This window comes from Weissella cibaria (genome assembly GCF_004521965.1).
In the GTDB taxonomy this organism is placed as follows: Bacteria; Bacillota; Bacilli; order Lactobacillales; family Lactobacillaceae; genus Weissella; species Weissella cibaria_A.
In genome coordinates this window covers 1-15086 of the sequence record NZ_SDGK01000008.1, presented here as the reverse complement: position 1 = coordinate 15086, position 15086 = coordinate 1, and the positions used below count along the sequence as shown (strand labels likewise).

General features: G+C 45.6%; 13 protein-coding genes. All 13 read left to right on the top strand.

What is annotated here, in order from left to right:
- Positions 1-66: 66 nt before the first annotated feature.
- The 13 genes from EST42_RS00755 to EST42_RS00695 all read left to right on the top strand — a co-directional run bounded on the left by EST42_RS00755 (position 67) and on the right by EST42_RS00695 (position 14989).
- A complete protein-coding gene (locus EST42_RS00755; protein ID WP_134643777.1) occupies positions 67-1074 on the top strand; it encodes a class I SAM-dependent methyltransferase in 1008 nt (335 codons plus the stop codon).
- 114 nt (positions 1075-1188) lie between these two features.
- Positions 1189-2379, top strand: a complete 1191-nt coding sequence (locus tag EST42_RS00750; protein WP_134643776.1) for an acetate/propionate family kinase — start codon at positions 1189-1191, stop codon at positions 2377-2379.
- Between the two features lie 196 nt (positions 2380-2575).
- Positions 2576-4996, top strand: coding sequence for a primosomal protein N' (gene priA / locus EST42_RS00745; RefSeq protein ID WP_134643775.1), 2421 nt, complete (start codon positions 2576-2578; stop codon positions 4994-4996).
- A 55-nt stretch (positions 4997-5051) separates the two neighbouring features.
- A complete protein-coding gene (fmt, locus tag EST42_RS00740) occupies positions 5052-6014 on the top strand; it encodes a methionyl-tRNA formyltransferase (RefSeq protein ID WP_134643774.1) in 963 nt (320 codons plus the stop codon).
- Positions 5998-7371 carry a 16S rRNA (cytosine(967)-C(5))-methyltransferase RsmB gene (gene rsmB / locus EST42_RS00735; RefSeq protein WP_134643773.1) on the top strand — a complete coding sequence of 458 codons (1374 nt, stop codon included), beginning with the start codon at positions 5998-6000 and terminating at the stop codon, positions 7369-7371. Before fmt ends, rsmB begins: the two co-directional genes overlap by 17 nt.
- A 36-nt stretch (positions 7372-7407) precedes the next feature.
- Positions 7408-8148: a Stp1/IreP family PP2C-type Ser/Thr phosphatase gene (locus tag EST42_RS00730; RefSeq protein ID WP_134643772.1), complete on the top strand. Its 741-nt coding sequence runs from the start codon at positions 7408-7410 to the stop codon at positions 8146-8148.
- The gene (gene pknB / locus EST42_RS00725; RefSeq protein ID WP_134643771.1) at positions 8149-10143 is read left to right on the top strand and encodes a Stk1 family PASTA domain-containing Ser/Thr kinase; all 1995 of its coding nucleotides are present in this window, start codon (positions 8149-8151) and stop codon (positions 10141-10143) included.
- A 12-nt stretch (positions 10144-10155) separates the two neighbouring features.
- Positions 10156-11070 carry a ribosome small subunit-dependent GTPase A gene (gene rsgA, locus EST42_RS00720; RefSeq protein WP_134643770.1) on the top strand — a complete coding sequence of 305 codons (915 nt, stop codon included), beginning with the start codon at positions 10156-10158 and terminating at the stop codon, positions 11068-11070.
- Between the two features lie 30 nt (positions 11071-11100).
- Positions 11101-11760 carry a ribulose-phosphate 3-epimerase gene (gene rpe, locus EST42_RS00715; protein ID WP_134643769.1) on the top strand — a complete coding sequence of 220 codons (660 nt, stop codon included), beginning with the start codon at positions 11101-11103 and terminating at the stop codon, positions 11758-11760.
- Positions 11760-12425: a thiamine diphosphokinase gene (locus EST42_RS00710; protein WP_134643768.1), complete on the top strand. Its 666-nt coding sequence runs from the start codon at positions 11760-11762 to the stop codon at positions 12423-12425. Before rpe ends, EST42_RS00710 begins: the two co-directional genes overlap by 1 nt.
- A gap of 151 nt (positions 12426-12576) precedes the next feature.
- Entirely contained in the window at positions 12577-12777 is a 201-nt protein-coding gene (rpmB, locus tag EST42_RS00705) for a 50S ribosomal protein L28 (RefSeq protein ID WP_003609111.1), read from the top strand.
- A gap of 134 nt (positions 12778-12911) precedes the next feature.
- Positions 12912-13274, top strand: coding sequence for an Asp23/Gls24 family envelope stress response protein (locus EST42_RS00700; protein ID WP_134643767.1), 363 nt, complete (start codon positions 12912-12914; stop codon positions 13272-13274).
- A gap of 26 nt (positions 13275-13300) precedes the next feature.
- Entirely contained in the window at positions 13301-14989 is a 1689-nt protein-coding gene (locus EST42_RS00695; protein WP_134643766.1) for a DAK2 domain-containing protein, read from the top strand.
- Positions 14990-15086 lie beyond the last annotated feature (97 nt).

Genomic DNA, 15086 nt, shown 5'->3' with positions numbered 1-15086 from the left:
CTCTTTCCTTGTCACTTACTAAAAAACTAGCTACACTGGAAGGAGCAGAAAAAACGAGGTAAAGACATGTTTGAAACAATTGAGAAGGCGGTTAAGCAACTACAAGCCGCACAAAATAAGCTTGTTGAAACATTGGATATGGCTGCAATTGAAGCGCTTGTGATTGTTTTTGAGTTGATGCTCGGGCAAGATGATGATGAGTGGGTAACGCTTTCAGCGACGGATCAGGCAAATATCCTAGCTGACATCCAAGCAGCTGATTTTGATGGTATGACCCCAGAGTTAAAACGTCAGGTACTACAACTATTGCTTGTAGCAACAATGCGTGAAGACGGGTTGCAAGCAAACTATCAAGTAACACCAGATGCCATTGGTATGTGGGTAGGCTTTGTCGTTGAACAATTTGTCGCTGAAGGTGCGTTAGTAAAGGTCACTGATTTGACAGTTGGTTCAGGTAATTTGCTCGCAACGGTGGCGCAAGTTTTGGGACAACAAAAGAATGAAATGACAGCGAGTGGGGTTGAAAATGACGACACTATGCTGACGATTGCCTCAGGAATGGCAGCTTTGCTTGGCTTAGATTGGCAACTAACTTTGGCGGATGCAGTCGCAACTCAACCAGCTGTGAATCAAGATGTTGTCATAGCAGACCTGCCAGTTGGCTATTACCCATCAACTGTGCCAAATGATTTGACGACGCAAGCTGATGAAGGGATGACATACGTGCATCATTTGCTAATTGAGCAAGCTATTAAGGCATTGCGCCCGGGTGGTTTGGCAGCGTTGATTGTACCGGCTAATTTGTTCGAATCAGAACAAGCGGCTAATATCTTGAAGTATTTGCAAGGCCCAGATGTTTTCTTCCAAGCACTACTCCAATTCCCAGAAAAGCTCTTTATTAATGAGAAAGCCGCCAAGGCAATCGTGGTTTTGCAACGAGCAGGAGGCGATGCTATCCAGGCAACGCCAGTTATGTTAGCACGGACCCCTGAATTGACAAATGTGGCAGAAAATAAGAATTTTGTGTCAGAAATTACGGCCTGGATGACTGCTAATTCATTGCGCCACGCATAGTGTCACACGTGATACGTGTGTGAAACATTTGACAATTCAGTTAGCAAATTTTGTGCTATACTATTTAAAGATATTGAGCAAATTCCAGTTTTGGAAAAGAGGAGACAAGTATACATGGCTAAGACTATGGCGATTAACGCCGGCTCTTCATCATTGAAGTTTCAATTGATTGAGATGCCAGCTGAGCAGGTAATTGCAAAGGGACAAGTTGAACGAATCGGTTTGAGTGACTCAATTTTTACGTTGAAGTACGACGGTGAGAAGATTGAGTTGATTCAAGGCATCGACAACCACGAGGCTGCCATTAACTTGTTGTTGGAACAATTGAAGGAAAACAACGTTATTGCTGACTTGAGCGAAATCACAGGTGTTGGTCACCGTGTGGTTGCGGGTGGAGAATGGTTTAACCACTCAGTCGTTGTTGACGATGATGTTTTGGAAAAGATTGACCGTTTGGCAGCTTATGCGCCTTTGCACAACCCAGCTAATGCTATGGGAATCCGTGTGTTCCAAAAGTTGTTGCCTAACGCAACTTCGGTCGCTGTGTTTGACACAGCGTTCCACCAAACAATGCCACGCAAAAACTACTTGTACGGTTTGCCATACGAGTACTACACGAAGTACGGTGCTCGTAAGTATGGTGCCCACGGAACGTCACACCGTTACGTGGCTGCCCGCACGGCAGAAATCTTGAACAAGCCTCTTGAAGACTTGAAGATTATTACACTTCATTTAGGTGCCGGTGCTTCAATTACGGCCATCAAGAATGGTAAGTCATACGACACGTCAATGGGATTCACACCATTGGCTGGTGTTATGATGGCAACTCGTTCAGGTGATGTGGATCCATCTTTGGTTTACTACATCCAAGAACGTGAAGGCTTGACGAATGATGAGATGTTGAACATCTTGAACAAGAAGTCAGGCTTGCTTGGTGTTTCAACTTTGTCAACTGACATGCGTGACTTGAAGGCTGTTCGTGAGACGAACGAACACGCTGAATTAGCTATCCAAATGTTCGTTGATCGTGTTGTTCGTTACATCGGTCAATACTACATGGAACTTGAAGGCCTTGATGCAATCGTCTTTACTGCTGGTATCGGTGAAAATGCCGATGACTTGCGTTCAGAAATCATCAGCCGTTTGAACTTCATGGGCATTAAGATGAATGAAGAACAAAACAAGCAACGTGATGATGAAATGATTATTTCTACTGATGATTCAGCCGCTAAGGTTTTGAAGGTTGCAACTGACGAAGAAATTATGATTGCACGCGACGTTGAATTGTTGAAGAATAACAAGTAAACAAATGAAGCGATACAAAAGTTACGTATGAGGAATCGTACGTAACTTTTTTTATTTATCGGTGTTGGCTGAGGCAATCACAAAGGAACTTTAAAACGTTACTGGCATAATTAGGGGTATTTGCCTAAGTTTGGTAAAATAAAGTGGATGAATTTATACTTTTTGAACATAGAGTCTAACGAAAGGAAATGTTTAAATGTATGCACAAGTGATTGTTGATGTGCCGGCGATGCAAACGAATCAACCATATACGTATACTGTCCCAGAAGCCTTGACTGAGGTCTTAGCCGTGGGAATGCGTGTGGTTGTACCGTTTGGTCGTGGTAATCGTTTGATTCAAGGCTTCGTAGTTGGCTTTGTGACGTCTGTTAAAGAAGCAACTGAGTTAAAGGCAATTGAAAGTGTTGTCGAACTTGAACCGGTTTTAAACGAAGAATTACTTGATTTAGGCCAGTGGTTGGCCGAAACCAATTTTGCGTTTCGCATCAGTGTCCTGCAAACCATGTTACCAAACGTCATGCGTGCTAAGTACTCAAAGACATTCCAGTTAGTTGAACCTGATGGCCTAGCTGACGAACCGGATGTGCAAGTATTGTTTGCTGATCGCTCAGAGATACCGTTCAACGAAACGGAAATCGCACCAGAATTGTTGCCAAAATTGCAACGCTTACAACGGGCAGGGATTTTACAGGTTGGATACGTTGTTGATAATCGAGCGACCGCCAAAACTGTTTTAGCGATGAAGTCCCTTTTGTTAGCTAGCGAGTATGATGAACTGCGTCAAAATTTGCGGAAGACAGCGGTTAAACAAGCTCGCTTTTTGACTTATTTGATGACAGCGCCTCAGGAGTTTGTCCCGATAAAAACGGTATTAGATAGCCAGGGATTGGACTATCCAACGATAAAAAAAGCTGCTGAACAAGGTTGGATTGAACGGGCGGAGATTGAAGAATATCGATTGCCACGATTGAGCAGTCCGATTGAATCAACATCACCATTGACGTTGAATACAGAACAGGAAACAGCTTATACCGCAATTGCGGCTAGTTTAGGTGAGCCCCAGGCTACGACATTTTTGCTCGAAGGTATTACGGGGTCTGGTAAAACAGAAGTGTATTTGCAAGCGATTGCGCGGACCTTGCAACAGGGGAAGACAGCAATTATGCTGGTACCGGAAATTACTTTAACCCCACAAATGGTACGTCGCGTTAAAGGCCGGTTTGGGGATGATGTTGCCGTTATGCATTCAGGCTTGTCAGAAGGTGAACGTTATGATGAGTGGCGTCGCGTTGAACGACATGAGGTTAATGTTGTGGTCGGGGCGCGGTCAGCTATTTTTGCGCCCTTGGAAAACATTGGCCTGATTGTGATTGATGAGGAGCACGAGGCGACCTACAAGCAGGATGAAAATCCACGTTACCACGCACGTGATGTTGCACAATGGCGGGCAGAGCGTCATGGAGCAACACTTGTGTTGGGATCGGCCACACCGTCACTCGAAAGTCGTGCGCGTGCACAACGAGGCGTGTATACGCTATTAACTTTGACGGAGCGCGCACTACATAATCCACTACCTAAAGCGGAAATAGTTGATATGCGCGAAGCGATGAAGGCGGGTGGTGATGATATTTTCTCACCACAGATGCTTGATCAATTGCGTGATCGACTCGATAAGAACGAGCAAAGTGTCTTGATGCTTAACCGCCGTGGGTTCGCTAATTTTATGATGTGTCGCAATTGTGGCTACGTGCCACATTGCGTGAACTGTGACTTGGCAATGACAGTTCACAAGGATACGGGACGATTGGAGTGCCACTATTGTGGATATAGCGAACCAATTCCAACAACTTGTGCAAACTGTGGTTCTGACCGTGTCCGTCCTTACGGTACGGGGACGCAAAAAGTTGAACAAGAGTTACAACGCATGATGCCCGATGCCCGCATTATTCGTATGGATGTTGATACTACTCGTCGTAAGGGGGCAACGGACAAGATGTTGGCAGATTTTGGTGACAAAAAAGCTGATATCTTGCTGGGGACGCAGATGATTGCGAAAGGGCTCGATTTTCCAGATGTTACGTTGGTTGGCGTGCTGAATGCCGATACAACCTTGGGTCTACCAGATTATCGTGCCTCTGAACGAACGTTCCAGTTGCTAACGCAGGTTGCTGGTCGTGCCGGTCGTGCTGATAAAGAAGGGGAAGTGGTGATTCAGACCTTCAATCCGGATCACTATGCTATTCAATTAGCGAAAAACCAGGACTACGAAGCATTTTACCGGCAAGAAATGAACTTACGCCACACCTGGCAATATGCCCCGTATTATTACACGGTTCAGATTAAAGTCGCTCATGAACGACAAGATGAGGCTGCTAAAGTTGCTTATCAAACCGCTAACTGGTTGAAGAATCATCTTGCATATGATTCTGTGTTGTTGGGACCGTCAACGGGTGCAATTACCCGTTTGAAAAACAAGTACTATTACCGAATGGTCATAAAATTTAAGCACGATGATGGGTTGGAAGAGGCTTTAACAGAGCTAGTTTCAGCCGGCCAACGTTTGCAGAAACAAGGAGTTGTGCTGACAATTGATCGTGACCCAGTCAACTTTATCTAAAATAACGGTCGCTAGCGATAGCGACCATACATAGGCACAAAAGAGGAGCAGGAACATGACAACGAAAATTGTATTTATGGGAACACCAAATTTTTCAGTACCAATTTTGAATGCGTTGATTGCCGACGATAACTATGATGTCTTGGCAGTTATGACACAGCCCGACCGACCAGTTGGTCGCAAGCGTATATTGACGCCAACACCGGTTAAGGAAGCTGCGGTTGCTGCAGGTATTCGCGTGTTGCAACCCGAAAAGTTATCTGGTTCGGATGAAATGGCCGAGGTTATTGCGATGGCGCCGGATTTGTTGATTACGGCAGCCTATGGGCAATTCTTGCCAACCAAGTTGCTGCAAGCAGCGCAAATCGCAGCCATCAATGTGCACGCATCATTGCTACCAAAGTATCGAGGTGGCGCACCAATTCACTACGCTGTCTTGAACGGTGATGCTGAAACGGGTGTCTCAATTATGTATATGATTAAGGCCATGGACGCCGGCGATGTTATTTCACGGGCAACGTTGCCAATTTTGGATGATGATAATACTGGAACGTTGTTCGATAAGTTAAGCCTGTTGGGACGTGACTTGTTGTTGGAAACGTTGCCAGACTTAATTGCGGGGACCGTGACGCCTGAGCCACAGAATGAAAATGATGTGACGTTCTCACCAAACATTACGCCAGAACAAGAGGTGTTGGACTTTAGCCGTTCTGCGCGTGAGATTCATAATCACGTGCGTGGTTTATATCCATTCCCAATCGCGCACACGACGATTAACGGGGTCCGGACAAAGATTCAACAAACACACTTGGTTGATGAAACAACCGATGCGCCTGCTGGAACAGTTGTTAAAAAGGGCAAGCATGATTTGTGGTTGGCAGCTGGTGATGGTCATGTTATTGCGATTGATGAGTTACAACCGGCGGGTAAGCCTAAGATGGCAGTTACGGCATACTTGAATGGACATGCTAAGTTTGAAGAAGGAGAGATGGTGATTACCGATGAGCAAGGGAACTAGCAATAAGGTTGCTGAGTGGGAACTACATAATGCACGTGCCATGGCAGTCCGCACGTTGGAAAAAATTCGCAATGGTGCGTACTCAAATTTGCAATTAAACAATACGGTCAAGCAAGCGGAATTAGATGAGCGTGATGTGCACTTGATGACCACGATGGTTTATGGGGTAATTCAGCGCCGGATGACTTTGGAATACTGGTTGACACCATTTGTGAAAAAGCCTGAAAAGTTGGATGCTTGGGTACGTGAATTGCTATACATCTCACTTTTTCAAATGAAGTTCTTGGACAAGGTCCCAACACACGCAATCTTTGATGAGGCGATTAATATTGCTAAGCGTCGTGGGCACGATGGCGTCCGTAAGTTCGTTACAGGTGTCTTACACGCAATCGATCGTGAAGGTGTCCGCTCATTTGATGAAATTACTGATAAGGTTGAACGTTTGTCAATTGAGGCATCATTGCCAGAGTGGTTGATTAATCAATTAACAACGGAATTAGGCTGGGAAAAGGCATCACGAATTGCGATGGCGATTAACGATGCGCCAGCCCAATCCGCCCGGGTTAACTTGGCTGTCACAACGGTTGCTGAAGCCACAGACATTCTGGAGGAAGACGGCTTTACAGTTATGCCATCTAAGGTTACGCCAGATGCCTTATTGTTGTCGGGCGGTCATGTTGCGAGTTCGCAAGCATTTAAGGACGGCTTGGTTACCTTACAAGATGAATCAGCAATGCTGATGGCGCCAAGTCTTGATATTCATCCTGACATGCAAGTGCTTGATGCCGCTGCAGCCCCTGGTGGTAAGACAACACAAATTGCGACATACTTGAACGCAGCTGAAGGTGGTATTGTTGAGGCATTAGATATTCATGATCATAAGGTTGGATTGATTAACCAAAATGCAGAACGACTTCACGTAGCTGACCGCGTTCATGCGCGCACATTGGATGCTCGCAAGCTGGATGAAGCCTTTATGGATGAACAATTTGATCGCATTTTGGTTGATGCGCCTTGTTCAGGATTTGGTTTGCTACGTCGTAAACCTGAAATTCGCTATGATAAAACAATGGCCGATAGTTTAAGCTTGCAAAAGATACAATTGGGTATCCTGGAAGCTGCCGCACCTAAGTTGAAGGCTGGCGGTCGCATGATTTATGGTACTTGCACAATTCTGCAATCAGAAAACGAAGATGTGGTTGATCAATTCTTGGCTGAACACCCTGACTTTGAGTTAGTACCAACATACACGGCGTATAATCTTGAGGTACAAGATGATCGCGGTATGGTGCACATGTTCCCAGATGATTTCGAGTCAGATGGTTTCTTTATTGCAACGTTGCAAAAGAAATCTTAAGAATCAGACGGTAACAACTGAAAGGAAGGCAACCCTATGAAAATTGCGTATTCGTCAGATACTGGACGTGTTCGTGCCGACAATCAGGATTACGTGGGTGTTTTCATTAACCAAACAGGGGCGCAATTAGCGATTGTCGCAGACGGTGTCGGTGGTGAAAACGGTGGAGATGTTGCGGCGACTATGGCGGTTTCACATATCGGTAATGAATGGCAGCAAACTGATGTTCACGATATTTGGGCGGCCAAAGATTGGATGCTCCAGCAAACGGCACAAGAGAATGAAACAATTTTAAAAAAAGCTAATCGTTATCGGACACTGCGTGGTATGGCCACAACACTGGTTGTGGCCGTTATCTTGGCTGAACAAGTTGTGATTGCGAATTTAGGTGACTCACGTGCCTACTTAATTCGTGACGACGAAATGCGACAACTCACGGTTGATCACAACTTAGCTAGCGAACTATTGCAACGCGGTGCCATTACGGCCGATGAGGCGGTTGCACACCCAGGTCGTCATGTAATTACACGACAACTGGGTGTGACTGAAGAAGCGAATCCAGATGTATTTGAATTTGCGACTCGGGCGGGCGATTTATTAGTATTAACAACAGATGGTATGCCGAAGCATGTCTCGGATGCCAAAGTATTGGCAACAATTTTAGCATCTGAAAATTTGACAGATGCAGTGGCGTCACTTATTGCCCAAACGAATGACGCGGGTGGGTCTGATAATGTGACTGTTTTAATTGGCCAACAAGAAAGTGAGGATCGCTAAATGCAGATTAATCAACTAATTGGCGATCGTTACTGCATTATTGAACCACTGGGTGAAGGTGGTATGGCCAATGTGTATCGGGCACACGATATTATTTTGGACCGTGATGTGTCATTGAAGTTAATGCGCTTAGATATGCGTGATAACGAGTCAGTGCGCAGACGTTTTGAAAATGAAATTGCGGCGACGTCGGCTTTAATTCACCCGAATATCATTCAGATTTATGACTATGGTGAAGATGGTGGGTCGCAATATTTGATAAGTGAATATGTTTCTGGGATGGATTTGAAGCGGTATATTGCTGAACGACAACCAATTCCGGTGACACGTGTCATTGACATCATGAGCGAAATTTTAGCTGGTGTTGTTGAAGCGCATAAGGCTGGGATTGTCCACCGAGATTTAAAGCCACAAAATATTTTGATTAACCAAAGTGGTGAGGCTAAAATTACCGATTTCGGGATCGCACGCGCGCAAACGTCATTTGGTATGACGCAAACGAACACAGCAATCGGTTCTGTTCACTACATGGCTCCGGAGCAAGTTAAGGGCGAGGTAGCAACTGTCCGGAGTGATATTTATTCATTGGGAGTTATGTTGTTTGAGATGCTGACCGGGCATGTGCCATTTGATGGTGAAACGGCGGTTGCGGTTGCGGTTAAGCATACGCAAGATCCAATGCCGTCAATCCGGGATATCGATCCGCGCATGCCACAAGCGCTTGAAAATGTTATTTTGAAAGCGACAGCAAAAAATCCGATGAGTCGGTATGCCTCGGCGCATGAGATGGTAGCCGACTTAGCAACCGTGTTATCACCCAATCGCGTCAATGAAGCGCGGTGGGAAGATCCGAACGAAGCTGTTGATGATACAGCGACAAAGGTTATTCCGTTAGCACCGATTCATGAGTTGGCAAGTACGGAATCAGCTAGCGAGGCGACGTTAACACCAGAGATCACGACCGAACCAGCGGTGGCAATGCCTGATAATCCTAAGTCGAAATGGCGTTGGATTTGGGCAGTCTTGGGTGTTGCCGCAGCCCTAATTATCGGGTTAGGTGTGTACGGCGCAACGCGACCAGCTTTGGTACGGGTGCCAGATGTTAGTGGGATGACACAAGCCAATGCCTCGCAGGCTTTGGAACGGCTTAAATTAGAAGTCGGGGATGTGACAGCGACTAGCTCGATCGTAATTGACCGCGGTAAGGTTGTTCGAACAACGCCAGCCCGTGGCAAAAGTATCAAGGCAGGTACCGAAGTAGAATTGATTGTTTCCAAGGGGCCTGCGAAAGTCCGTTTTGGGGATTACGTCAATGAGAAGTACACGACAGTGGCTGATAAGTTAAAGGCAAAGGGCTTTACGGTTGAGCAGACTGAAACGGCTAATAGTTCAATCCCAGCGGGATATATTATTTCGCAGAATCTAGATGCTGAAGACCGGGTTATTGCAGGTGAGACAACAGTTCGCTTTAAGGTGTCCACTGGACCAAAACGCTATGATGTACCTGATTTTAGTGGCAAGGATCGTTCAGAAGTGGCCTCTTGGGCTGCCGAAAACGGTATTTCTGTGACATACAATTTAGTTTATTCAGATAGTATCGCGGTAGATGAAGTGGTATCACAATCGATCACGCCAGGATCGAAGATTACGACGAACGATATGCTGATGGTAACCCTTTCAAAGGGCGAAAATCCTGAAGCAAAGGCTGCTAGCGAATTAGCACGTGAATCAAGTGTTTCAGCTGCAATTGCTGAGTCAGAATCGATAGCCAATTCTGAAGCCACCTCACTATCTGAAAAGGAAGCCTCTGAAGCCGCCTCAAAGGCCGCAAAGGAAGCTGCCAAGAATGCCACTAATACGCCAACCACATCAGTTGACGGTGACGATAGTGTGCCAAGTAGCTCTACGAGTACGTCAATAAGCAGCTCAAGTAGCAAATCATCAGCGACAAGTAGCAAATCATCAGCGACAAGTAGCAAGAATAGCTCAAATTAAATAGGAGAAAATATGGCAGATTATCATGGACAAATTCAATTAGCCTTAGCTGGCTTTTATGATGTCCTGACTGACGAGGGTGAACTATTTCGAACTCGTGCACGTGGTAATTTCCGCAAGCGCGATATGAAACCCCTTGTTGGTGATTGGGTAACGTTCAGTGCCGAGACCAAGGATGAAGGTTATATCTTAGATATCGACGAACGTGAGAACAGTTTAGTACGGCCACCAGTTGCAAACGTAGATCAAGCAATTGTAGTGACGGCGGTCAAAATGCCCGATTGGTCAAGTAATTTGCTTGATCGTCAATTGGTTGCGTTGGAAGAGAAAGACATTGAACCAGTTATTTATTTCACAAAAACTGATTTGTTAAGTGCTACAGAAATGGCTGATATGGTTAAAGTTGAAGACGGGTACCGCGCGGCTGGCTACCAAGTAATTTTGCCGGCGGTTGCGTTTGATGAACCCAGCTTGCTGACAGTGAAGGACTTGTTAGCTGATAAATTATCGGTTGTGATGGGACAGACCGGGGCTGGAAAAAGCACTTTGTTGAATCATTTGGCCCCAGAATTAGATTTAGCTACTGGTGAGGTGTCACAAGCTTTGAGTCGTGGTCGCCACACGACGCGCCAGGTTGGGCTTGTGCAACTATTTGGTGGTTTTGTGGCAGATACGCCAGGATTTTCAGCTTTTGAAGTCTTTGATATGGAAGCCCGTGATTTAACGCATTACTTCCGTGAATTTAATACCTTAGCCCCTAACTGCCGCTTCCGTGGGTGCGTGCACTTAAACGAGCCAGGTTGCGCTGTGAAGGATGCTTTGGAAGCCGGTACAATCATGCAATCTCGTTATGATAACTACAAGCTATTTTACGATTTGATTGAAGGCCGACGCCCGGTTTATAATAAGCATGATAAGAAACACTAATTTTTGAGATTAGACAAAAGAGGTTTAGACATGACGATTAAGGTAGCACCTTCAATTTTGTCTGCAGATTACATCAACTTGCAAAAGGATATTGAGTTGATTGAAGCTGCAGGTGCGGAATTTGTTCACATCGACGTAATGGATGGTATGTTTGTGCCATCTATCTCATACGGGCCAGCTTGGGTAAAGGCCTTGCGCCCAGTGACCGACATGGTTTTGGATGTCCACTTGATGGTGGAACAACCAGAACGTTACATTGACGTATTTGCAGAGGCTGGTTCAGACATTATTGGTGTCCACTATGAGGCCACACCACACATTCACCGTGCTTTGCAACAAATTAAGAACCACGGTATTAAGGCTGAGGTTGTTATTAACCCTGGTACTTCAGTTGCGGCAATTGAGCCAGTTTTGCACATGGTTGATCAAGTTTTGGTCATGACGGTTAACCCCGGTTTCGGTGGTCAAAAGTTCTTGCCAGAGACGTTGGAGAAGATTGCCCGTTTGGCTGAAATTAAGCGTGAAAAGGGCTACGACTTCGATATTGAAATCGATGGTGGCGCTAATGACGAAACGACGAAGCTAGCTTATGAAGCTGGTGCAACAGTAGCCGTTGCGGGTTCATACGTCTTTGACAAGGTTGACCCAGCGGCTAAGATTGCCCGTTTGAAGGAAGTAACGTCAGACTAATGAAACGGATGCGTGTGTTAGTCGGGGGCCCGCTATCAGAGTGGCCGGATGCGTTGCACGCAGGTCAGTTAGACGGCCCATGGGCAGCGGCTGACCGAGGCGCATTACGATTATTAGCCATGAATCAAGTGCCGCTATTAACGGTGGGGGACTTTGATTCGATGACAGCGACTGAACGTGAAACTACCTTGGCGAAGTTGCCACGGGTCGTGAGTGCACAACCTGAAAAGGATGAGACGGACACGGAGCTGTTACTATCACTGATTGAACAAGACTATCAGCCGGACCGAATTGAGATATACGGTGCCACTGGTGGTCGGATTGATCAGTTACTGTCAAACATTTGGATTTTTACGCAACCACGGTTTCAAACGTTAGCCACCAAAATTGTGCTCATTGATCGGACAAATGAAATTTCGTTTTGTCTGCCAGGCAAGCACACAATTACGCATACGCCGGGTATGACCTATCTGGGGTTTATGCCGTTGACGCCAGTCACAGGGCTAACGTTAGTTGATGAAAAATATCGTTTGACTGATTGGTCAGGGCCCCCTTTTTCATTTTCATCAAACGAATTTGCGGGAGAAGTGAATCATTTCGAATTTACTTCAGGCATGGTCGCAGTGATCCAAAGTCGTGACTTAAATGGGCAGACAAGCGATTAAGTCGCGGGTTTGCCAAAATATTACCTTGTGATATTCGTGTAAAGTAAAAATACTTTACACAAAACCCTTGCACAACTAGTAAGGGTTTGATATTATTGTTCAAGTAAATAAAAGCACTGAATTAAAGAGCTTAAGATTGGAGGGTAAACATATGGCAGTTGATGCAGTCAACGGAAAGCGTACTCGCTTCGGTAACCAACGTTCACACGCCCTTAACTCAAGCCGTCGTAGCTGGAAGCCAAACTTGCAAAAGGTGACGGTTAAGATTAACGGTTCAGCACCTAAGAAGGTGTACTTGTCAGCTCGTACTTTGAAGGCTGGTTTGAAGAACGGTTCAATTGAGCGTGTTTAATAGATAAAGCTACCGTCTACGGTGGCTTTTTTCTTTTTACGGGACTTGTTGAAAAGTAAACAAGTTCTTCAAAAAAACTGTTTCTGGCCTATCCTATGGTAAAATGGAAATAGTTTTATACGGAGGTCATACAGATGGCAGTTAAGATTCAAACAATGCAAGGTGCGATTGAGATCGAAAATGATGTCATTGCGACAATTGTTGGGGGTGCAGCTACTGATAACTATGGTGTTGTTGGTATGGCCAGTCAAAACCCACTTCGCGATGGGGTTAACCAAATTTTGAATGGCGATAACTTCGCTAAGGGAGTTGTTGTTCGCCAACAAGAGAATGGTGTGGCAGTTGATGTGCACATTATTGTCGGGTATGGTATGAAGATTTCTGAAATTTCAAAGAGCGTGCAAGCTCGTGTAAAAAACGATTTGAATGTCATGCTTGGTATCGTGGCTAGTGAAGTAAATGTGACGGTACAAGGTGTGCGCATGCTAGGCGACTAAAACCTAGTTATAAGGAGTTGAGAACTGTGGAAGTTGTAACGACGATTACCAACGTCGAGTTTGGTAAGATGATCAACGCGGCAGCCGATGCGCTGAAGAATAACGCGGAAAAGATTAATAAATTAAATGTGTTCCCAGTACCTGATGGTGATACGGGATCCAACATGACGTTGTCAATGGCCAGTGGTGCCGAGTACGAACGTAACGAAACGGATACCCACTTGGGTGCTTTGGCGCAAGCAACGTCAAAGGGCTTGTTGATGGGTGCTCGTGGTAACTCAGGGGTTATCTTGTCTCAAATCTTCCGCGGTTTTGCGGGAAAAATTGCTGATAAGGAAACTTTGACGGCCCGTGATTTGGCTGATGCCTTGATGGGCGGTGCTGAGACAGCGTATAAGGCCGTTATGAAGCCAACTGAAGGAACTATCCTAACTGTTATCCGTGAAGCCGCTGCGGCCGCCAATCGGACTGCTAAGGAGTCTGACGATGCAGTTGTTGTGATGAAGGCAACACTAGAGGCAGCAGAGAAGGCTCTGGCATCAACACCCGACTTATTGCCTGTTTTGAAAGAAGTAGGTGTTGTTGATTCAGGCGGGCAGGGTCTTGTGATTGTTTTGGAAGCCTTCTACACCGTTTTGTCTGGTGAAGAAGTGACGACTGAAATTGATAATGCGGCTTTGGATGCCATGGTAATGGCTTTGCACAATGCCGGTGTACAAGGTGATTTGAATCCTGAAGAAATTACTTATGGTTACTGCACAGAAATCATGGTGGATATCGCCAAGGGAACGACATATGATCAAGAATTTGATTACGACACGTTCTACCAACACTTAGCTGAAATGGGTGACTCATTGTTGGTTATCAACGATGACGAAGTTGTTAAGGTGCACGTGCACACTGAAGACCCTGGTGAAGTAATTAACTGGGGAACGCACTTCGGTTCATTGCGCAAGGTTAAGGTTGATAACATGCGCGACCAACAATCTGATGCTGCAGCGGCGGCTGAAGCCCAACGTGAAGCTGATGCTGCAGCGGCGGCTGAAAAGCTTGCTGTAGATTTGGCAGTTATCACAACGGCGGCTGGTGCAGGAATTAAGGAATTGTTTGCTTCTTCAGGAGCGACGGTTGTGATTGATTCTGAGCAAGCGCCTTCAACGCAAGACTTGGTTAATGCGGTTAAGGATAGTGGTGCGAAGGAAGCGTTGATCTTGCCAAACGATAGCAATATCTTTATGGCTGCAGATCAAGCAGTTGAAATCTCAGACGTGCCAGTTAAGGTTGTTCGTACGCGTACGATTCAACAAGGTTTGACGGCGTTGGTTTTGGGATACAACCCAGAAGGAACGCTTGACGACAACGCTGAAGCGATGACAGCAGCTTTGGGGGATGTTAAGTCTGGTGCCGTGACGACGTCAGTTCGTGACACGACGCTGAATGGCTTAGAGATTCATGCTGGTGATGCTATTGGTTTGTTCGATGGTGAAATTGTTGTGGCAGTACCAGATGCTGATATCCATCAAGCTGCGGTTGACTTGTTGGGCAAGATGATTGACGATGACTCAGAGCTTGTGACGGTTTACTACGGTCAAGAAGCGAGCGAAGATGACGCCAAAAAGCTTGAAGAAGCTGGTTTATCACTTGATGAGGATTTGGAATTTGAAATCCACAATGGTGGCCAACTACTTTACCCAATCTTGATGTCAGTTGAATAATTTAAACACCGACTTGTTGGTCGGTGTTTTTTGTTTTTTTATGGCTCTATGCCAAATAGCGTTGGTCGACAATGAATTTGAAAATTAACGCGATTTG